The organism is Bacillus sp. AFS073361 (assembly GCF_002567005.1).
GTDB lineage: Bacteria > Bacillota > Bacilli > Bacillales > Cytobacillaceae > Neobacillus.
The window spans coordinates 22,402-42,322 of record NZ_NUZU01000038.1; the positions used below are offsets into that span (position 1 = coordinate 22,402).

Below are 19,921 nucleotides of genomic sequence, written 5' to 3' on the forward strand. Positions count from 1 at the left end.
ATTTTATTAATGAAAATAATAGCGAAAACTCCAAACATTGTCAACTAGGCGATTATAAGAGATTGCGAAATTTATCCATGGAATTTAGAAACTTCTTGGATTTAAGGTGCAAACCAGAATACTCTTCATAATAAGCAGTAATTACCTTCTTAAGTTCAGCTTTTGTTTCTTCTTTAACAGAAATATTCCCTAATCTTGAAAGATCAAAATAATAAAATACCCTTAATAATTTAACCGCAGCAGCAGATAGTTTAAGATGATACGGATCTTTTTCTAGACATCGATGGCAGAGAAACCCGCCTTCACGAATCGAAAAAGAAAAATGTCCGTCTGTACTGCCGCAAACGGAACATTGATTTAAGATTGGGTTCAAACCCATCACATTTAACATTTTCATCTCGTAAATATTCATGAGGATATCTGGGTCATAACCTTCATTTAAGTAATTTAATGTTTGAAAAAGCAACTCAAAATGAAAAGGATTTGGTTTCTTTTCATCCGTGCACTTATCCGTTAATTCGACAATATAACTAGCATAAGCAGTTAAAAAAATGTCTTCACCAATCGACCGTAATGATGTAGCCGTTTCTCCCTGCTGCAGGCTGCCTAAACCAGACCCTCTTGCAATTAGAAAATAACCATGTGTAAAAAGCTGTGTGATGGAGGAAAGGCGGCTGTTAGGCTTTTTTGCACCACGAGCCATGACTCCAACCTTTCCCCATTCCCTAGTATATATTGTTACAATTTTATTTGTTTCACTATAATCAGTTGTTCTAATAACAATGCCTTCACACTTCTGAAGCATTATTGTCACCTTCTAAAGTAGCACGAAGACAAACTTATGAAACGGGAAAATCGATTTGTGCTAGCTCATCATTCAGATTTCCGGGTATTTCCTGGTTTTCCTTCTCTAGTTCTTTAATGAGAAGATATGTGTCAATATTACCTGTTTGGAGGAATACTTTCCACGTAAAATCCATCATCGAAAACCCCACCTTTCATATTTAGACTAGCTGTTATTCGGTCCCAAACCTTACAATTATCATAGCCTGCCAGCGCAAAAATCATAAGACGAAATATTTGTTAATGTTGTCCATGTATAATTTGAAATAAACAGTAATACTTTAGTTAGGGTTAATTAATATTCATCTTCGTTAAAACCATAATCTCGAAGCTGGGACATCTTATTACGCCAGTCTTTTTGAACTTTTACCCATAACTCTAAATACACCTTAGACCCTAAAAGATTTTCTATATCTGCCCGTGCACGCTTCCCAATTTCTTTTAACATACTTCCTTGCTTTCCAATTATGATTCCTTTTTGGGAATCACGTTCAACAATTACGGTTGCCATGACATCGATCATGTCCTTACCCTCTCGTCGCTCCATTTTGTCAAGAACAACAGCAAGTGAGTGTGGAATTTCTTCTCTTGTTAAGTGAAGGGCTTTCTCCCTGATAAGCTCTGTAATAATAAAACGTTCCGGGTGATCTGTCACTTGGTCTGCTGGATAGTATTGTGGTCCCTCTGGCAAGAAAGACTTAATCTGCTCGAGCAATCTTTCGACATTATTACCTTCAAGTGCTGAGATGGGGACAATTTCTTTAAATGGATATTTTTCTTGATATGATTCAATAATTGGTAATAATTTATCTGGATGAACTTGATCAATTTTATTAATGACAAGAAAAATTGGCGTATTAACGGTTTGAAATTTTTCAAGGATAAATTCTTCGCCACGGCCAAACCCTTCTTCGGCATTCACCATAAACAAAATCAAGTCTACTTCTTTAAGCGTATTCACTGCTACCTTCATCATAAAATCGCCTAATTTGTGCTTTGGTTTATGAATTCCTGGCGTATCAATAAAGATCATTTGTGCATCATTTACTGTTAACACGCCTTGGATTTTGTTACGAGTGGTTTGCGCTTTATCACTCATGATCGCGATTTTTTGGCCAATCACCCGATTTAGAAACGTGGATTTCCCGACATTGGGCCGGCCAATTATAGAAATAAAACCTGACTTATAACCTTTGCTGGAGTTCTCATTATTTAACATGGAGATCCTCCGATGTTACAGTAACACATACTGTTGCTTCTTCAATTAGGTGTTCGATATTCACTCGTGTTCTTCCCTTCCAGCAGATGTCTGCTGTTCCTTTATTTTACCTCAAAATCCATTGAAAATCATTACATATAGATGAAAAAAATTAAAAAATTAGAATTTTCTCATAAATTAGCGAGTCCACTTTTTTTCGCTGTAGAGTCATTTTACCGAATTCATTATTCGATTTCAAATTACATCGAATCCCCTATTCTAACTATTTAAAATAACTCTAGAATATAAGGTATAAAGATCACAATCCCAATGACAAATGAAAGAACGGCATATACAAAGACGGCGCCAGCCGCCAAATCTTTCGCCTGTTTTGCCAAGGAATGATATTCTCCTGTAACGAGATCTACTACTCTTTCGATAGCTGTATTCACTATTTCCAGCGCAAACATTCCTCCAATTGCCATAAGGATGAATAACCATTCAAATTTAGTAATTGAAAAATAAAAAGAAATAAGTAAAACAACAATCGAACTAAAAAAATGGAAGCGCATATTCCTCTCGCCCCTCAGGGCAGTTGCAATCCCCGCAAATGCAAACGAAAATGACCTTAAAAACCCATACTGTGCCGGTTTAGCGTTTGAGTCCATATTCGTCTAAAATATCCTTCTGCAATGTAAACATTTCTTTCTCCTCTTCTGCCGTCATGTGATCATAACCCAGGAGATGCAAGAATCCATGTACAGCTAGAAAACCAAGTTCACGTAAAAAAGAATGCCCATATTCTTCTGCCTGCTCGATTGCTTTTGGAACAGAGATAATGATATCACCCAAAACCCGAGGCATATCGGCTCCTACAAATTCCATTTCACCTTCCCCTAGTTCTTCCATCGCAAACGAGATAACATCTGTTGGCTTGTCTTTATCCCGGTATTCTCGATTTATTTCTTGAATTCTTTCGTTTGAAACAAATGTGACAGAAACCTCACTATGCTCTTCCACATCCTGTTTTTTTGCGGCAAAGTTAATTACCCGTTCGATTTCAAGCATTTGTTCTTCTGTAAGTGTTTCAGTTTCATCAATACAATCAATTAGTAATGTCATGCTTGCTTCACCTTCTTTATCATTTCTGGATACTCAATTCTGGAGTGAAAAATCCCTTTTAAAGTTTCACATAACGCTTCAGAAACCGTTTCAATTTCTCTCATAGTGAGATCACATTCGTTTAATTGTCCATCTTGAAGACGATCCGCAACAATTTTCTTAACTAGTGACTCAATTAATTCAGGCGTAGGCTGGGATAAAGAGCGAACAGCCGCTTCTACACTATCAGCAATCCCAACTACTGCAGACTCTTTTGTTTGTGCCTTAGGTCCAGGATATCGATAATCTTCTTCCTTAACTTCAGTATCAGCTTGGGCTGCTTTGTGGTAAAAGAATTTTAGCAAGGTAGTTCCATGATGCTGCTCGGCAATATCAATAATTTCCTTGGGCATATTGTATTTTTTCAAAATAGAAGATCCATCTGTTACATGTGCGATAATAATATTCGCGCTTTTATCTGGCGGGAGGCGATCATGTGGATTCTCAAGATGCATCTGATTTTCAATATAAAAATTCGGGCGCTTTGTTTTTCCAATATCATGATAATAACTTCCTACTCTCGCTAAAAGACCATTCGCTCCAATTGCTTCACAAGCAGATTCCGCTAAATTAGCGACCATCACACTATGATGATATGTACCTGGTGCTTCCATTAAAATTTTTCTAAGCAATGGATGGTTGGGATTAGAAAGTTCGATTAGCCTCATCGTTGATAAGATTCCGAAACTCGCCTCAAAAAAAGGAAGGAGTCCAATCGTTAGTACCGCTGAACCTATTCCTGAAACAAGGGCTGTAATAAGATAATATCCATACTCAATTCCAGTAAATTGCCCATTCGGCAAATACATTAACGCTAAGATAGTTAACAGGTTTACGAGTGCGGCAAAGGAGCCTGCCTGAAAGATTTTCGACCGTTGATTAAGTTTACTTAAAAATAGGATACCCGCCAAGGAACTGAATAGGATATAGATACCCTCTGAAAAATTTAAAGTCCCCGTAACCCCTTCATTAAATAAAATACTGCCGCAAACCGCCATGATAATAGACATTAGCGTGGCTAACTTTTCATCAATTAATATTTTAATTAACATCCCTCCTAAAGCAGCAGGGAATAAATAGCCAATTCCAGCATAATTAAAAATTTGCAGCATGCTGATGATTTTCATTATAAGTATCGTAAGGATGAATATTATCCCAAATAATAACAAGTCCGTCTGCTTTTTTCCTGGTATAGACTTAATTTGAGAAAAATAAAAATAGATAGCTGATAGAATAATCGTTATTAGAACGATTAAGCCAATAAAGGGTTTGAAAGGTCGTTCATTATCAAGGAGACCGACCAACTTTAATTGCCGATAAATATCCTGGTTAATTAACTCTCCTTCTTCAACAATAATTTGCCCCTGTAGAATTTTGGCAGGTTCCACACTTTCTACTGCTTGCTGCCTCAGTTCCTCGGTCGCATTAGGGTCATAAAACTCATTTTGAATAATAGCATACCTGCCTAATTCGATGACACCCCTTCTTAAATTATCATTCAAGGTGGTGTATTTTAATTCTTCCTCTACTCTTTTCTTGGCATTCTCAACATCATCTGCAGAAATCCTTTGGGCCATTACATTATTAATCGCTGTAACAGTTAAATCCTTAGCAATCGATAATTCATCAGGATTGGCTTGTACTAAAGCAACAAAGACTTGATCAGAAAGTCCCTTGGAGACATTTGGTGTTAATTTCGCTTTTAACCGGTCCATTTTTTCCGAATCACTTGGTTCAGCTTTATCAGGTTTTTCTTTTGCTGCTAACTCAGCATGCTTATTTATTTCTTCTTTTATTTCATCATTCATCTCAACTGTGGCTTGAAAAATGGAGCTAATTAAATCCACTCGATTTTGTGTGTATTCTTTTTTTAAGGTATAGACATCCTGAACCTGATCTATTGCTTCTTTACGCTTATTTTCTGTACTTTTTCTATCTTCTACTGTTCCTGGTGAACGAATTGTTTTTTCCGCAACTGAAAATAGGCTTAAATCTAATTTCTCAGGTTTTACATTACTATACATTGCTGCTAATAAAACGGTACCTAACATTATAAAGAATAGTACTAGAAAGAAAGTTATATCCAGCAGCTTACGTATCCGTATGAAGTATTGCTGAAGTTTACCCAACTATATCCCTCCAACCACTGCCCTTGAAAAAAGATTCAAATTGTTCATAAATCAATTCTCAATAATTGTCATATTTTCACTGTTTTTGCTTCATGTAAAATGATAACAGTTTTTCGTACAAGTTTCACCTTCTTTAGGAGAAGATTTGTTTTTACTACATTTTTTTAGAAAAAAAGAGGCAAACCTTATAGGTTTACCCCTTGTTATTGTTGAATTGCCTTCTTCTCGTATGCCTCAATAATTCTGCCAACGAGCGGATGTCGAACAACATCCGTTTGTTCTAAAAAGATAAACGATATTCCGTTGACATTTTTTAAGATTGCTTCCGCTGCAACTAAGCCGGATTTTGCCCCTTTTGGCAAATCAATTTGTGTTTGATCCCCAGTGATAACCATTTTAGACCCAAATCCAAGCCTTGTTAAAAACATTTTCATTTGTGCATGTGTTGTATTTTGGGCTTCATCTAAGATGACAAATGCATCATCCAATGTCCGTCCCCTCATATAAGCAAGCGGGGCAATCTCTATCGTCCCTCTTTCCATTAACCTTTGTGTATGCTCTGCCCCCAATATATCATGAAGTGCATCGTATAATGGCCGTAAATATGGATCCACTTTTTCCTTTAAGTCTCCTGGTAAAAAGCCTAGACTTTCCCCTGCCTCAACCGCTGGTCTTGTTAGAATTATTTTATTTACCTGTCCATTTTTAAGAGCGTTAACAGCCATGACCACAGCTAAATAGGTTTTACCCGTTCCAGCAGGCCCAATCCCAAATACAAGGTCATTTTTTTTGATGGCCATCACATACTGTCTTTGACCAAGTGTTTTAATTCGAATAGTTTTTCCTTTTACATTTTTACCAATTTCTTCTTCGTATAAATTCACAAAATATTCCAATGTCCCTGCATTCGCCATTTGCACAGCATACAGGACATCTCTTTGACTAATATTTATCCCTTTACGGATCACGATCATTAATTTATTAAGAATCTGCCCTGCCAGAGTAACTTTTTCTTCGTCCCCTGACAAACTAACTGCTTCACCACGCGTAATGACTGTGACTCCAAGTTCCTGTTCAATGATTTTTAAATTGGAATCTGAATTCCCTAGCAAACTAATTGCTTCTGCAGGATTTTCAAGCTGTACACTTATGGTAGTTAACTTTTCTGTCATTCACTAGTCTCCTTGGAAATCGGTTGTCCGACCGCAATATTTTCTATTACCTTAAAATGAATATCCAGTATAACTTTACCATTTTTATTTGCTTTGTGTAAAATTTTTTCATCCTTTATAATAGCATCTTCATCTAACTGCCCTTTTATTTGTTTTTTTGCAAGTTCAATTGCTATTTGCTGCGCCTCTTTATTAGTATAAGAACGCTGCACCTCTTCTCGCTCGCGAAGGGTCTTATTGAGGTAAGAAACTGGTAATTCCCACTTCAAGAAATGAATTTTATGAACATTCTCTTCTGTTTCATAATTACTGAATTCTGGCTTACCAAACCCCCAAACTGGGAGTTCAAAATTGCCAAGTAATATAAAATGTTTTTCCTTTTCTTTACCGTTAAAAACTTTAAAGTTGGTTTCTAACGGGAGTTCAACGTGACTTTTATACCATGTTTCGCCCCAGACCTCACCCTTAGCAGCAACCAATTCTGGGCTATCTTCTTGTCCAAATGCACCTGAAACAAGGAGTTGACCTTTGTCTACGTGATCATGAATATCCACCATTTTTTGACCATTTTCAATATACATATTAACTATTATTGCTTTCTTTTTCGCAATAAGATTCCGCGGTGATAAATGCTCGGGTTTTTTGGGCTCATTTTTTTCAACTACTTGGAGGTGAAAGGTTGTCCCCTTTAACTCCACACCAACCCATGTTAAGTCCCCGACATTATTAGTCAGTTTCCTCTGAATACCTTCCACATTATCTACAAAAAATTGTAACTTTCCAATTTTTACGCCCATCTTGTCCAACTCTTTACGGATTTGGTACTCTGTTGCAGGTTTTGCGCCTTTAATTTCTATTCCCCAGATAACATTAGACAGAAGCAATAATAGGAACAAGAAAATTCCTGCACCTGCTATAAAACCACTATTTTTCAACATTCTGCGAAATAAAAAAGGAAGCCCGTTCCTTCGTAAAAAGGATACTGAGCAATTGCTTTTCCTTGCATATCGCCTGATACTCTTGGCATCTTTAAGCCTCATATTAAACGTTATTGTCTCGGTTCCATGTCTTTTGATATTCCAGATTGGAAAATCATTTCTTGTCAGGACATTAATAAAACGTTCAGTGCCCTTTCCTGATACTTTTACAGTAACCCTGCCATTAAAAAATTCGATCCACTGGTTATTCATTTTGTTCCTCCCGGATTTTCATTTATATAAATGACCTGATCAATTTTCCCTTCTAGCAAAATTTCTTCAGGTAAAATGGTTTTAATCACAAAGGATTTTCCTTTTATTAATAACTGTCCTTGCTTTAACAGCAAGCGAAGTTCCTTATCAGTAAATACCAACAACCCTCGATGATTCTCAATATAGACATGAATTTGCCCGATCATCGTAATACGGGGTAAATCCATCATGACATCTTGAGGAAGATCCATTTTTTTAGCCATCCAGTTACGAACCCGCCCGGCCCAGTTTTTCGCCATAAAAAAAGAACCCCCTTTCATCTCATATTTATGAAATGAAAGGACGTTCTAGCACACCTTTTTCGTATTAACTAAGTTGATTTACCACTAACTGTTTCTCGGACGGTATGGTTTTTTTGACCGTGGTTCCCCTAGAATCTCAGCCCAAATAATACTGTTAATGAGCGTTTTTTCATCGGAATTTAGGGCGATGTTGCTGTCCTCTACCGGTCTAGGATTTCCATCTACTTTTTCAGCCTTTTGTTGGCCAACGGACATTCCGATCCGATTGACCTCAGGCTTTTGTTTTAGTTGAAGGTATTTATTTTCAAGATTATCTTTTGGAGTATCTGGAATATTCTTTGATGGTAAGGGTCCAGTTGTTCGAGATTCCTCAAAATCCAGTTGTTTTTTTACCAAAGTTCGAATTTCCTCAAAAGTTTCCTTTGAAAATGTTTTGTTTCTAGTTGTTCCTTTCTTCCCTTTGGCATTACGGAAAACCATAGAAGCAATACCGATGATAATCATAAATAGTATGCTTTCCAATAATCTCCACCCCTTTCATATCCCAAAGTGGATTATTGTCCATCTTTTTTGTCTCCAGTCATCTTACCGATAGAACCTCTCATATCAGTGTCTGCTGAAATATTTTTATAGTTCATATAATCCATTACACCTATATTGCCCGATTTAAGTGCTTGAGCCATTGCCAGTGGAACCTCTGCCTCGGATTCTACAACCTTTGCCCTCATCTCTTGAACCTTTGCTTTCATTTCTTGTTCTAGAGCCACTGCCATCGCCCGGCGCTCTTCCGCTTTCGCTTGAGCAATTTTCTTATCTGCTTCTGCTTGCTCTGTTTGTAATTCAGCTCCAATATTTTTACCGATATCTACATCCGCAATATCGATGGAGAGGATTTCAAAGGCCGTGCCAGCATCAAGGCCTTTAGAAAGAACAGTTTGGGAAATCAGATCTGGATTCTCAAGCACTTTGCTATGACTATCTGACGAACCAATGGTAGAGACAACACCCTCCCCGACACGAGCAACCACCGTTTCTTCGCCGGCACCACCAACAAGTCGTTCGATGTTAGCACGAACAGTAATTCTTGCTTTTGCCTTTACTTCAATCCCATTCATAGCCACACCAGCGATAAATGGCGTCTCAATGACTTTTGGGTTAACACTCATCTGAACCGCTTCTAAAACATCACGACCAGCTAGATCAATAGCAGCACAACGTTCAAAGGATAATTCAATATTAGCCCGGTGTGCAGCAATTAGAGCATTTACGACTCTGTCAACATTACCGCCGGCTAGGTAATGGCTCTCCAGTTGATTAGTGGTAACGTTTAAACCCGCTTTATGGGCCTTTATAAGGGGATTAACCACCCTGCTTGGCGTTACCCTCCGAAGCCTCATTCCAACTAAGGTAAAGATACTGATACGTACACCTGCTGCCAGTGCGGAAATCCACAGCATGACCGGTACAAATGATAATAAGATTCCTAATAATAGTAAGGCAACTACTACAACCGCAATAATAAAAATTGTTCCGTTACTTGCTAACATATTTAAACCCCCTTTTTAATTTAACTCTCTTACAACAATACGTGCCCCTTCGACTTTTATCACTTTAACAAGAGCGTTCTGCTCGATAAAGCCGCCTTCACTAACTACATCGACTCGTTCATTATTAATAATAACAGTTCCAGCAGGCCGCAATACTGTTAGGGCGAAACCTTCTTTTCCCAACAAATCAGTCCTGTTAATATTGGAGACATATCCATCTTCTTTCCTTGCTGAATCAAATAGGACCATTTTATTAAATAGAACAAGTTTTTTATTAAAAATCTTAATCATCATAAAGAAAATTAATACGGATAAGAAAATAGCTATTAAGATAGATACGCCGATTTGGATCGTATCTTCTCCTGCTAAAAAAAGACTTAATATTAATGCAGCCACACCTAGTGTACCGGCAATAGCTCCTGGTAAAAAGAACTCGAGGAATATAAGGATTAAACCTGCCACAAATAATAGTAAGGTCCCATAGCCCGCAAGACCCGCTTGGAAATGGCCATAAAAGAATAATATGAGCGCTAACACACCGATAAATCCTGCCACACCAAACCTTGTTGAAAATAGCTCCAGTACAATTCCGATTCCCGCAATCGATAAAAGGATGGTTACAACAATCGGGTCAGTAAGAAATTGTGTCATTCGAGAGCCCCCTTTCTTTCTTTAGTCTCGACTATACTTATTACGTATGTAAATGAATTAAGTTTCATTATTAAAATTAAAAAGACTGCAGGCCATTGACCTGCAGTCTTTATGTCAGAATACTATGAAAGGTGTTGTTGTACAAGTTTATTTACAAGTGCCCCATCTGCTTTACCCTTAACTTTAGGCATAATCGCAGACATCACTTTTCCCATTTCTGCTTTTGATTTTGCGCCGACTTCAGAAATCGTTTCTTTAACAATCTCTGCCAGTTCCTCTTCAGAAAGCTGTTTTGGCATATATAATTCAACAATAGCCAATTCCGTGCGCAACTTATCAACTAGGTCTTCACGACCAGCTTTACCAAATTCATGGAGGGAGTCTTTGCGTTGTTTCACTTCGCGAGAAAGGACTGTTAACTCAACATCATCGGAAAGCTCTTTCGTGCCGAGCTTAATAGCTTCATTTTGCAATGAAGCCTTAACCATCCGAATGACTGAGAGTTTGTCTTTTTCCTTGTTTCTCATCGCTTGTTTCATATCATTATTCAAACGCTCGAGAAGACTCATGTATTACACCCTCTCTTAAAACTTACGTTTTCTAGCTGCTTCAGACTTTTTCTTACGTTTTACACTTGGCTTTTCATAAAATTCGCGCTTTCTTGCCTCTTGCAAAGTACCAGTTTTTGATACTGTACGTTTGAAGCGACGAAGAGCATCTTCAAGCGATTCGTTTTTACGAACGACGGTTTTAGACATTCTCTTTCCCTCCCTCCGAAACACAACACACTAACATTCAATCCATGTACCTTGCAATTATAATATAACCTTGATACAAGGTCAACTGAAATTCGCATTGATAAAACAAGCTTTTTATTTTTTTATTCAATTAATTGAAGACTTGTCTTATTTCCTTAAAAACTGGCATGTCCCTCATAGTACAACCATACAATGAAGCGAGGGGGGCCGTATAATGCTATACATATTATTATTTGTTCTTTGCATTTTATTATTTATCTTTGGGATGACCATTATGCGATTTGCATTGTTTAATTTATCGGCCAACAAATTAAAAGGGTGGCTGATTAAACTTACTAGTACTCCTTTAAAAGGGATGCTAACAGGGACATTTATTACTGCACTTTTACAAAGTAGTACTGCCGTAATGGTAATTACAATTGGGTTAATTTCAGCAAGAATAATGACCTTCCCTCAGTCAATTGGAATAATTCTCGGTACAAATATTGGAACTACCTTTAAAACAGAATTAATTACCTTTAATATAGATAAAGTACTCGTTCCTCTCGCCATTTGCGGAGCTCTGCTTATTTTATTAAAAAATAAAAAAGCAAGAAGTATCGGGATGCTGCTATTTGGTATCTCTTCAGTTTTTGCAGCTATGAAAGGGTTCGAGATGCTTGCAGTCCCATTAACATCTATGAATTTTATCAATAATTTTATCCTTTCCATTAATAATCATATTCTTTTAAGCCTGTTAACTGGTACAATTATTACAGCCATTATTCAATCGAGTACTGCGATGACTGGAATTGCAATGAGTTTTTTATTAACCGGACTCTTGCAGCTAGATGCGGGTATAGCTATTGTCCTTGGTGCAAATATTGGTACTTGTATCACCGCTCTAATTGCTTCGATTGGCGGCGGCAAGGAATCGAGATTAGCTGCATTTGCGCATGTTTGGCTCAATGTATTTGGGGTTTTGCTGTTTATCCCACTAATCCCAACACTTACTGAAAATGCCCCACTTCTTGCAGAGACCAAAAATGTACAATTAGCACATATTAGCGTCATTTTTAATGTAGTTACTTCGATAATTGTCCTACCTTTTGCAACGAGATTTGGCAAGATGATTTTATTTTTACATGATAGACCATCTAAAATCACCTAAAAAAGACGGCATTCGCCGTCTTTTTTAATAAGTGGAAGTCACTGTAAGGCCATTGATGATAGCGATACTTGAACTTGCTCCAATTCTTGTTGCGCCGGCCTCAATCATTTTTTGGACATCTTCTGTACTTCTAACCCCACCAGATGCTTTTACACCCATGTCTGGACCGACTGTTTTTCTCATTAGGGCAATGTCCTCTGGCGTCGCTCCACCTGTAGAGAATCCTGTGGAAGTTTTAACAAAATCTGCACCAGCCTTTAAAGAAAGCTCACAGGCTCGAATTTTTTCCTCTTTTGATAACAGACTAGTTTCTATAATCACCTTCGTATGTGCCTTACCCTTTGCAGCCTCAACAACAGCTCGGATATCGTTTTCCACTAATTCATCGTTACCATCTTTGAGGGCTCCAATATTAATGACCATATCCACTTCTTCCGCGCCATGATCAATTGCGTTTTTCGTTTCAAATGCTTTTGTTTCAGAAGTGGTTGCCCCTAATGGAAATCCAATTACGGTACAAACCATCACTCCACTACCTTGCAACAATTCTTTTGCGGTACTTACCCATGTAGGGTTTACACAAACCGAAGCAAATTTATATTCCTTCGCCTCCTGGCAAAGTGCTTCAATTTGCTGCTTTGTCGCTTCTGGCTTCAGTAGTGTGTGATCAATCATTGCAGCAATATTTTTAGTAGCCATGTACAAACTCCCTTCGATTGCCAAATAATATTAGAAAGTAATATGCTGCTGTCCATAGTTTAACCTAAACACAATAAAAAAAAAGGACCTAAATGGTCCTTAAATGGCAGCTTCTTCTTCAATAAACAATTCTGTTTTGGAAATTGACTCCTCAACAACCTTAACAAATTGCCCACGATTGTACGGGTATCCAGCTTGGTTAATTTTAACTTTAACAATTTTACCAATCATATCCTCTGGCGCCGAGAAAATAACCTTCATGTAGTTATCAGTGTATCCGATTAGATAACCAGAATCGGCTTCTTCTGCTGACACCTCTTCAGGGATTACTTCGAGGACTTCACCCTCAAATCTTGAAGCATATTCTTTTGCCAATTGATCAGAAAGCGCGATGAGGCGATGAACTCGTTCATTTTTTATTTCTTCATCGACTTGGTTTTCCATCCGAGCAGCGGGAGTTCCTGTACGTTTAGAATAAGGGAACACATGTAGATCAGAAAATTTATGCTCATTAATAAAATTATATGTTTCCATAAACTCTTCCTCAGTTTCACCTGGGAAACCGACAATAACGTCAGACGTGACAGCAAGACCTGGAAGAACTTCTTTTAGTCGATCTAATCTTTCTCCAAAGAACTCCATTGTATATTTACGGCGCATTCTTTTTAAGACAGAATTCGACCCAGATTGTAACGGAATATGCAAATGTCGGACTACTATAGGTGAGTGTTTAATCACTTCAATTACTTCATCAGTAATCTGACTTGCTTCTATAGATGAAATGCGCAGGCGCTTTAGGCCATTTACTGCTTCCAAATCACGAAGTAATTGGGCAAGATTGTAATCCTTCATGTCTTCCCCATATCCGCCTGTGTGAATACCTGTAAGAACAATTTCTTGATAACCTGCATTAACTAATTGCTGGGCTTGCCGAATTACTTCCTTCGGATCACGTGATCTCATTAACCCGCGGGCCCAAGGAATAATACAGAAAGTACAGAAATTGTTACAACCCTCTTGAATTTTTAAAGAAGCACGAGTCCTGTCTGTAAAGGAGGGAACATCTAGTTCTTCATAGACGCGGCTTTTCATGATATTGCCAACCCCATTAATTGGCTGACGCTCAAGCTTGTATTGCTCAATATATTCAAGCATTTTTATACGGTCCTGTGTTCCCACCACAACATCAACACCAGGAATAGCCATAATTTCAGCAGGGGATGTTTGTGCATAGCATCCTGTTACACAAATAACCGCATCAGGATTTTTCCTAACGGCACGGCGAATGACTTGACGGCTCTTTTTGTCGCCAGTATTTGTTACGGTACAAGTATTGATAATATAGACGTCCGAAATTGATTCAAAATCAACCCGTTCGTATCCTTCTTGTTTGAATAACTGCCAAATAGCTTCAGTTTCATAATGATTAACTTTACAACCTAAAGTATGAAACGCAACTGTTGCCATTATTTTTCACCTCATTAATTCAAAATGATAGGAAATTGCCGATAGTGCATATAAAGGGGCTGTTTCGGTTCGTAATATCCTCGGACCTAACCCACAAACTGCAAAATCGCTATCCTTTAATTGCCTAACTTCTTCATCAGTTAAGCCGCCTTCTGGGCCAAAAACGATAAGGAGTGTTTCACCTTTATTGATTTTTTTTAGTGTATCAGCAAAAACGGAAGTTTCCCCTTTTCTACTCTCTTCCTCAAAGGCAACTAATTTATAATGAAAATCTTTGCTTTTTAAGAGCAAATCTTTAAAGCTAATGGCACTAAGGACATCTGGTAAAAGGGCACGATGGGATTGCTCCGCAGCTTCTTTTGCAATTTTTTGCCATCTGTCTACTTTTTTCGCTGCTTTTTTTTCATCCCATTTAACAACTGAACGAGCTGCTGCAAATGGTAGGAATTGATACGCACCTAGTTCTGTTCCTTTTTGGATAATCCATTCCAACTTGTCCCCTTTAGGCAGTCCACTAGCAATCGTAATTGAAATGGGCAGTTCAGAAACCCCATCTATCCATTGTACAACGTCTGCAACAACACTTGTATCGGTAATTTCTGCAAGAGCACATACTGCTTGCTTCCCCTCTAGATCAACACAAATAATTTGGTCACCAATTTGCATGCGCATAACTTTTACGATATGATGGCGGTCTTCATCATCAATCAAAAAGCGCCCGTCGTTTACTCGTTGTTTAACAAAGTATCGTTGCACACTTTTGCACCCTCTCTTAAACCATTTGCACTTTTAATTATTTTATTATTTCCTATACAATGAAAAAAAGGGGTATGTTCCCCCCCTTATTCAACCATTATATCCGTTTGGCAACAATAGCAACCCAATCTTCCATCAAAATAGTTTCGGATATCTCAAAGCCAACAGCCACTAACGCATCTTTGACTTGATCTTTTTTCTGCTGAATGATCCCAGAGGCAATGAACGATCCGCCAGGTTTGACAACTTTTGCAGCATCTTCAGTAAACCGTAAAATTACTTCGGCCAATATATTAGCTACAATAACATCAGCAGAATTTTCCTCTACCCCATCCAATAGATTATTTTGGGCAGTAACTGCTCGATCGCTTACTTTATTAAGTTTAATATTCACTCTGGCTGTTGTTACTGCTACTTCATCAAGATCAAATGCACGAACATCTTCAGCACCTAGCATAGCTGCGGCAATGCTTAAAACTCCCGATCCCGTTCCCACATCGATAACCCGGTCACCAGGACGAACAGTTCTTTCAAGAGCCTGAATACACAAGACAGTAGTCGGATGTGTTCCAGTTCCAAACGCCATTCCTGGATCTAATTCAATGATTAATTCATCACTGCTGACCGGAGTATAAATCTCCCAAGTTGGTACTATTGTAAATTTTTCAGAAATTTTCACAGGATGATAATATTTTTTCCATGCTGTTGCCCATTCTTCTTCATTTACTTCACTTATTGTCACTTTATTTTTACCGATATCGATATTATGAATAATCAAATTATTAATGGATTCCTTAATGGCATCCACCGTTTCACCTAAAAAGCTATTAACCGGAAGGTACGCCTTTAAAATCACGCCTTCATCTGGATAATCATCGGGATTGAGTTGATAGATTTCTCCAAATTGATCTTGTCTTTCTTTCGTTAGTTCAAATGGATCTTCAATGACTACGCCACTCGCCCCAGCTTCGTGCAAAATATGAGAAATAGGTTCAATCGCCTCATTTGTTGTGTGAATACTGATTTCAGACCATTTCACATCTACCAACTCCAATCCTTACTCGCTTTTAAAGGCACGTTTTACTTTTGAGAAAAAACTTTCTTCGTGTTCACCAATCGGTGAAGAGCCACTAAGCTCTGCGAATTCTTTTAAAAGCTGCTTCTGTTTATCAGATAACTTTGTTGGGGTAATAATTCGAACAATAATATATTGATCGCCAACACCGTATCCACGAACATTAGGAACACCTTTTCCTTTTAAACGGAATTTTTTCCCCGTTTGAGTACCTGCAGGAATTTTTAGTTTCACTTTCCCGTGTAGGGTAGGCACTTCAATCTCATCACCTAGTGACGCTTGAACGAAAGTGATCGGCATTTCACAATAAATATCATCGCCATCTCTTTCAAAAAACTCATGCTGCCTTACTTGGAATACAACATAAAGATCCCCTGGAGGTCCACCGTTAATTCCTGCTTCTCCCTGTCCAGACATACGGAGTTGTTGACCATCATCAATACCCGCAGGGATTTTAACATGAATTTTCTTGCGTTTTTGTACTTTTCCTTTACCACCGCAAGTAGAACATTTATGTTTAATTTCTTTCCCTGTCCCATGACAGTGATTACAAGTACGTCGGTTGACGATTCTTCCAAATGGAGTATTTTGCTCTACATTTAACTGACCTGTTCCATGACAGTGCTGGCAAGTCTCTGGTTTCGTTCCAGGCTTCGCACCAGAACCGCTACATGTTCCACAAGTTTCTTCGCGAGGAATTTCAATATCTGTTTCTTTCCCAAAGGCTGCTTCTTCAAAAGAAACCGTCATCGTGTACTGAAGATCTGCTCCTTGTCTTGGGGCGTTTGGATCACGTCTTCTTCCGCCTCCACCGCCGCCAAAGAAAGTATTAAAGATGTCCTCAAATCCTCCAAAGCCGCCGCCGAAATCACCGCCGCCAAATCCTTGGTTTGGATCCGTATGGCCAAATTGGTCATAATGGGCCTTTTTCTGATCATCGCTTAATACTTCATATGCCTCTGTTATTTCTTTAAATTTATCTGCCGCATCTGCTGCTTTATTAATATCTGGATGATATTGTTTTGATAGCTTTCGATAGGCCTTTTTTATTTCATCCTTTGAAGCACTTTTACTTAGCCCTAGTACTTCATAGTAATCCCGTTTACTCATGATTACCCACTCCCGAATCTGTCACATAAAGGTTATTGTATCATTCATCACAATGTTAATGCAATAAAAAAGCCAAAGCCCATAGTTCTGACTTTGACTTTTTTCTGAGCTGTGAAAACTTGGATAAATGTCTAGCTCCTGCGCCTAGGCGCTTCCGCTTTTCTATTTATCTTCTTTTACTTCTTCAAATTCTGCGTCAACAACATCATCCTTAGGACCAGCAGTATTTCCAGCCTCAGGGCCTCCCTGTTGAGCTTGCTGAGCAGCTGCCGCTTGTTCATAAAGTTTAACTGTTAAAGCTTGAACGATTTCTTGTAATGCATCCTTTTTCGCACGGATCTCTTCAAGGTCGTTTTTCTCAATCGCAGCTTTTAACGCATCCTTAGCTTCATTAGCTTGAGCTACTTCACCAGCATCAACCTTACCTTCAAGATCTTTTAAAGTCTTTTCTGTTGTAAAGACAAGTTGATCTGCTTCGTTACGAAGTTCCACTTCTTCTTTACGCAGTCTATCCGCTTCTGCGTTTTCTTCAGCTTCTCTAACCATGTTTTGAATTTCTTCATCTGAAAGCCCAGTTGAAGACTTAATTGTGATTTGTTGTTCTTTATTAGTGCCAAGGTCTTTTGCACGAACATTTACGATACCATTCTTATCGATATCAAAGTTTACTTCAATTTGCGGAATTCCACGTGGAGCTGGTGGAATATCAGATAATTGGAAGCGTCCTAGGGTCTTGTTATTAGCCGCCATTGGACGTTCCCCTTGAAGAACATGAATATCAACAGCTGTCTGATTATCAGCAGCAGTAGAGAATACTTGTGATTTAGATGTTGGAATGGTTGTATTACGATCGATTAGTTTCGTAAATACACCACCCATTGTTTCAATACCAAGGGAAAGTGGCGTAACGTCAAGTAATACAACGTCTTTTACATCCCCAGTTATAACTCCACCTTGAATCGCAGCACCCATTGCTACCACTTCATCAGGGTTAACCCCACGATGCGGCTCTTGTCCAGTCGCTTTTTTAATTGCTTCTTGAACAGCAGGAATACGTGTTGAACCACCAACAAGGATTACTTTATCAATTTCTGAAGGAGTTAAACCAGCATCGCTTAATGCTTGGCGAGTTGGACCCATTGTACGCTCTACAAGATGAGCAGACAATTCATCAAACTTTGCTCTAGTCATAGTAACTTCAAGGTGAAGCGGACCAGCAGCACCAGCAGTGATAAATGGTAATGAAATTTGCGTAGAAGTTACACCTGATAAGTCCTTTTTCGCCTTTTCAGCTGCATCCTTTAAGCGTTGTAATGCCATTTTATCTTGTGAGAGGTCAATTCCATTCTCTTTTTTGAATTGGTCTACAAGGTAATCAATTACGACTTGGTCAAAATCATCTCCACCAAGGCGATTATCACCAGCAGTTGATTTAACTTGGAAGACACCGTCTCCTAATTCTAGAATGGAAACGTCAAATGTACCACCGCCAAGGTCATAGACAAGAATCGTTTGATCTTCATCGGTTTTGTCTAAACCATATGCAAGTGCAGCAGCAGTTGGCTCATTTATAATACGTTCTACTTCAAGACCAGCTATTTTCCCCGCATCTTTTGTTGCTTGACGTTCTGCATCATTAAAGTACGCTGGTACTGTAATTACTGCCTTTGTAACTGGCTCGCCCAGATAATCTTCTGCATATGACTTTAAGTATTGAAGAATAATCGCAGATAATTCTTGTGGTGTATATTCTTTTCCTTCAATTTCCACTTTATAATTTGTGCCCATATGGCGTTTGATGGACATGATCGTGTTTGGATTTGTAATTGCTTGACGTTTAGCAACTTCACCAACTTGGCGTTCCCCATTTTTAAACGCGATTACGGAAGGAGCCGTACGATTACCTTCTGGATTTGGAATAACCTTTGGTTCGCCACCTTCAAGGACTGCAACACAAGAGTTAGTTGTACCAAGGTCGATACCGATAATTTTACTCATTTCCTTTTCCTCCTAAAAATATATGTAGTTTTATTGATTTACTTTCACCATTGCAGCTCGAATCACACGGTCTTTTAATAAGTAACCTTTTTGAAATTCATCCGTTACAATGTTTGGACCATAATTCTCATCTTCACCCTGCATGACAGCTTGATGCTGATGTGGATTAAATTCTTTACCTACAGATTCAATTGGTTCAACACCCTCATTTTTCAAGGCATCAAGCAAACTGCGGTAAACCATGTCCATTCCTTGTAGAAGTGTCTTAGTTTGTTCATTATCTGCTTCAATTTTCATTGCTCTTTCAAAGTTGTCAATTGCAGGCAATAAATCGGTAATAAGTTTTTGTGCTCTATATTTTTGGCTCGCTTCTAGATCTAACCTAGAACGTCTCCGGAAATTATCAAAGTCTGCTTGCAAGCGTAGATATCGATTATCTGCTTCCTCTAACTTTTCTTTCAATAATTGAATTTCTTGGTCTTTTTCATCAACCGGTGAATCCTCTGTTTGTTCTGTTGCTGCACCTTCGTCAAAAACAGTCTCAACCGTTTTTTCTTCGGTAAGTTCAACATTATCAGTACTTTCAACTTCCATTTCTTCATTTAACGTATTGTTATTCTCGTTTGTCAACTTACTCACCTCCCTTAAAGCATTTACTGTCATTTATAGGATAATTCATTTTCATAGGAAAAGGGGGTTGAAACAGGTATTTCAC

General features: G+C 38.3%; 22 protein-coding genes and 1 other annotated feature (1 of these 23 cut by a window edge). Of the genes, 1 reads left to right on the forward strand and 21 read right to left on the reverse strand.

Annotation, left to right across the window (positions count from 1 at the left end; genetic code table 11):
* Positions 1–2: a binding site (T-box leader), on the reverse strand (it extends 184 nt beyond the left edge of the window).
* 50 nt (positions 3–52) lie between these two features.
* From recO to rpsU, 14 genes are all read right to left on the reverse strand, one after another.
* Positions 53–805 carry a DNA repair protein RecO gene (gene recO / locus COJ96_RS19825; protein WP_098575537.1) on the reverse strand — a complete coding sequence of 251 codons (753 nt, stop codon included), beginning with the start codon at positions 803–805 and terminating at the stop codon, positions 53–55.
* 34 nt (positions 806–839) lie between these two features.
* Positions 840–983 carry a YqzL family protein gene (locus COJ96_RS19830; protein WP_066257674.1) on the reverse strand — a complete coding sequence of 48 codons (144 nt, stop codon included), beginning with the start codon at positions 981–983 and terminating at the stop codon, positions 840–842.
* A gap of 155 nt (positions 984–1,138) precedes the next feature.
* Positions 1,139–2,062, reverse strand: coding sequence for a GTPase Era (gene era / locus COJ96_RS19835; protein ID WP_026563545.1), 924 nt, complete (start codon positions 2,060–2,062; stop codon positions 1,139–1,141).
* A gap of 266 nt (positions 2,063–2,328) precedes the next feature.
* On the reverse strand, positions 2,329–2,709 hold the full coding sequence (locus COJ96_RS19840; RefSeq protein ID WP_098575538.1) for a diacylglycerol kinase family protein: 381 nt from the start codon (positions 2,707–2,709) through the stop codon (positions 2,329–2,331).
* Complete coding sequence (gene ybeY, locus COJ96_RS19845) at positions 2,693–3,163, reverse strand: rRNA maturation RNase YbeY (RefSeq protein ID WP_098575539.1); 471 nt, start codon at positions 3,161–3,163, stop codon at positions 2,693–2,695. Before ybeY ends, COJ96_RS19840 begins: the two co-directional genes overlap by 17 nt.
* On the reverse strand, positions 3,160–5,331 hold the full coding sequence (locus COJ96_RS19850) for an HD family phosphohydrolase (protein WP_098575540.1): 2,172 nt from the start codon (positions 5,329–5,331) through the stop codon (positions 3,160–3,162). The genes ybeY and COJ96_RS19850 overlap by 4 nt, the downstream gene beginning before the upstream one ends.
* 203 nt (positions 5,332–5,534) lie before the next feature.
* On the reverse strand, positions 5,535–6,503 hold the full coding sequence (locus COJ96_RS19855) for a PhoH family protein (protein ID WP_098575541.1): 969 nt from the start codon (positions 6,501–6,503) through the stop codon (positions 5,535–5,537).
* Positions 6,500–7,693 carry a sporulation protein YqfD gene (gene yqfD / locus COJ96_RS19860; RefSeq protein ID WP_098575542.1) on the reverse strand — a complete coding sequence of 398 codons (1,194 nt, stop codon included), beginning with the start codon at positions 7,691–7,693 and terminating at the stop codon, positions 6,500–6,502. Before yqfD ends, COJ96_RS19855 begins: the two co-directional genes overlap by 4 nt.
* Positions 7,690–7,992: a sporulation protein YqfC gene (gene yqfC, locus COJ96_RS19865; protein WP_026563539.1), complete on the reverse strand. Its 303-nt coding sequence runs from the start codon at positions 7,990–7,992 to the stop codon at positions 7,690–7,692. Before yqfC ends, yqfD begins: the two co-directional genes overlap by 4 nt.
* Before the next feature lie 87 nt (positions 7,993–8,079).
* Complete coding sequence (locus COJ96_RS19870) at positions 8,080–8,517, reverse strand: hypothetical protein (protein WP_098575543.1); 438 nt, start codon at positions 8,515–8,517, stop codon at positions 8,080–8,082.
* Between the two features lie 32 nt (positions 8,518–8,549).
* Positions 8,550–9,542, reverse strand: a complete 993-nt coding sequence (gene floA, locus COJ96_RS19875; RefSeq protein ID WP_098575544.1) for a flotillin-like protein FloA — start codon at positions 9,540–9,542, stop codon at positions 8,550–8,552.
* Between the two features lie 15 nt (positions 9,543–9,557).
* Entirely contained in the window at positions 9,558–10,193 is a 636-nt protein-coding gene (locus tag COJ96_RS19880) for an NfeD family protein (protein WP_098575545.1), read from the reverse strand.
* A gap of 122 nt (positions 10,194–10,315) precedes the next feature.
* Positions 10,316–10,762, reverse strand: coding sequence for a GatB/YqeY domain-containing protein (locus tag COJ96_RS19885; protein WP_098575546.1), 447 nt, complete (start codon positions 10,760–10,762; stop codon positions 10,316–10,318).
* Positions 10,763–10,777: 15 nt separating this feature from the next.
* Positions 10,778–10,951 (reverse strand): 30S ribosomal protein S21, encoded by a 174-nt coding sequence (gene rpsU, locus COJ96_RS19890; protein ID WP_007087607.1) that lies wholly within the window; start codon positions 10,949–10,951, stop codon positions 10,778–10,780.
* Between the two features lie 214 nt (positions 10,952–11,165).
* On the opposite strand from rpsU, the gene COJ96_RS19895 reads away from it, so the two are divergent.
* Entirely contained in the window at positions 11,166–12,101 is a 936-nt protein-coding gene (locus COJ96_RS19895) for a Na/Pi symporter (RefSeq protein WP_098575547.1), read from the forward strand.
* A 24-nt stretch (positions 12,102–12,125) separates the two neighbouring features.
* Here the strand turns inward: COJ96_RS19895 and deoC are convergent, their stop codons facing one another.
* From deoC to grpE, 7 genes are all read right to left on the reverse strand, one after another.
* Entirely contained in the window at positions 12,126–12,800 is a 675-nt protein-coding gene (gene deoC / locus COJ96_RS19900; RefSeq protein ID WP_098575548.1) for a deoxyribose-phosphate aldolase, read from the reverse strand.
* A gap of 99 nt (positions 12,801–12,899) precedes the next feature.
* Positions 12,900–14,267, reverse strand: a complete 1,368-nt coding sequence (gene mtaB, locus COJ96_RS19905; protein ID WP_098575549.1) for a tRNA (N(6)-L-threonylcarbamoyladenosine(37)-C(2))-methylthiotransferase MtaB — start codon at positions 14,265–14,267, stop codon at positions 12,900–12,902.
* 6 nt (positions 14,268–14,273) lie between these two features.
* Complete coding sequence (locus tag COJ96_RS19910; protein WP_098575550.1) at positions 14,274–15,023, reverse strand: 16S rRNA (uracil(1498)-N(3))-methyltransferase; 750 nt, start codon at positions 15,021–15,023, stop codon at positions 14,274–14,276.
* Positions 15,024–15,120: 97 nt separating this feature from the next.
* Complete coding sequence (gene prmA, locus COJ96_RS19915) at positions 15,121–16,062, reverse strand: 50S ribosomal protein L11 methyltransferase (RefSeq protein ID WP_098575551.1); 942 nt, start codon at positions 16,060–16,062, stop codon at positions 15,121–15,123.
* A gap of 18 nt (positions 16,063–16,080) precedes the next feature.
* Complete coding sequence (gene dnaJ, locus COJ96_RS19920) at positions 16,081–17,208, reverse strand: molecular chaperone DnaJ (RefSeq protein ID WP_098575552.1); 1,128 nt, start codon at positions 17,206–17,208, stop codon at positions 16,081–16,083.
* Positions 17,209–17,370: 162 nt separating this feature from the next.
* Complete coding sequence (gene dnaK / locus COJ96_RS19925) at positions 17,371–19,206, reverse strand: molecular chaperone DnaK (RefSeq protein WP_026563528.1); 1,836 nt, start codon at positions 19,204–19,206, stop codon at positions 17,371–17,373.
* Positions 19,207–19,236: 30 nt separating this feature from the next.
* Entirely contained in the window at positions 19,237–19,836 is a 600-nt protein-coding gene (gene grpE / locus COJ96_RS19930) for a nucleotide exchange factor GrpE (RefSeq protein ID WP_373561729.1), read from the reverse strand.
* Between the last annotated feature and the right edge of the window lie 85 nt (positions 19,837–19,921).

Coding starts and splice junctions, on each gene's coding strand:
- COJ96_RS19830 (WP_066257674.1), bottom strand. CDS start 983: ATGATGGATTTTACGTGGAAAGTATTCCTCCAAACAGGTAATATTGAC.
- COJ96_RS19885 (WP_098575546.1), bottom strand. CDS start 10,762: ATGAGTCTTCTCGAGCGTTTGAATAATGATATGAAACAAGCGATGAGA.
- dnaK (WP_026563528.1), bottom strand. CDS start 19,206: ATGAGTAAAATTATCGGTATCGACCTTGGTACAACTAACTCTTGTGTT.
- recO (WP_098575537.1), bottom strand. CDS start 805: ATGCTTCAGAAGTGTGAAGGCATTGTTATTAGAACAACTGATTATAGT.
- COJ96_RS19895 (WP_098575547.1), top strand. CDS start 11,166: ATGCTATACATATTATTATTTGTTCTTTGCATTTTATTATTTATCTTT.
- deoC (WP_098575548.1), bottom strand. CDS start 12,800: ATGGCTACTAAAAATATTGCTGCAATGATTGATCACACACTACTGAAG.
- yqfD (WP_098575542.1), bottom strand. CDS start 7,693: ATGAATAACCAGTGGATCGAATTTTTTAATGGCAGGGTTACTGTAAAA.
- dnaJ (WP_098575552.1), bottom strand. CDS start 17,208: ATGAGTAAACGGGATTACTATGAAGTACTAGGGCTAAGTAAAAGTGCT.
- mtaB (WP_098575549.1), bottom strand. CDS start 14,267: ATGGCAACAGTTGCGTTTCATACTTTAGGTTGTAAAGTTAATCATTAT.
- floA (WP_098575544.1), bottom strand. CDS start 9,542: ATGTTAGCAAGTAACGGAACAATTTTTATTATTGCGGTTGTAGTAGTT.
- ybeY (WP_098575539.1), bottom strand. CDS start 3,163: ATGACATTACTAATTGATTGTATTGATGAAACTGAAACACTTACAGAA.
- era (WP_026563545.1), bottom strand. CDS start 2,062: ATGTTAAATAATGAGAACTCCAGCAAAGGTTATAAGTCAGGTTTTATT.
- COJ96_RS19855 (WP_098575541.1), bottom strand. CDS start 6,503: ATGACAGAAAAGTTAACTACCATAAGTGTACAGCTTGAAAATCCTGCA.
- rpsU (WP_007087607.1), bottom strand. CDS start 10,951: ATGTCTAAAACCGTCGTTCGTAAAAACGAATCGCTTGAAGATGCTCTT.
- COJ96_RS19840 (WP_098575538.1), bottom strand. CDS start 2,709: ATGGACTCAAACGCTAAACCGGCACAGTATGGGTTTTTAAGGTCATTT.
- yqfC (WP_026563539.1), bottom strand. CDS start 7,992: ATGGCGAAAAACTGGGCCGGGCGGGTTCGTAACTGGATGGCTAAAAAA.
- COJ96_RS19880 (WP_098575545.1), bottom strand. CDS start 10,193: ATGACACAATTTCTTACTGACCCGATTGTTGTAACCATCCTTTTATCG.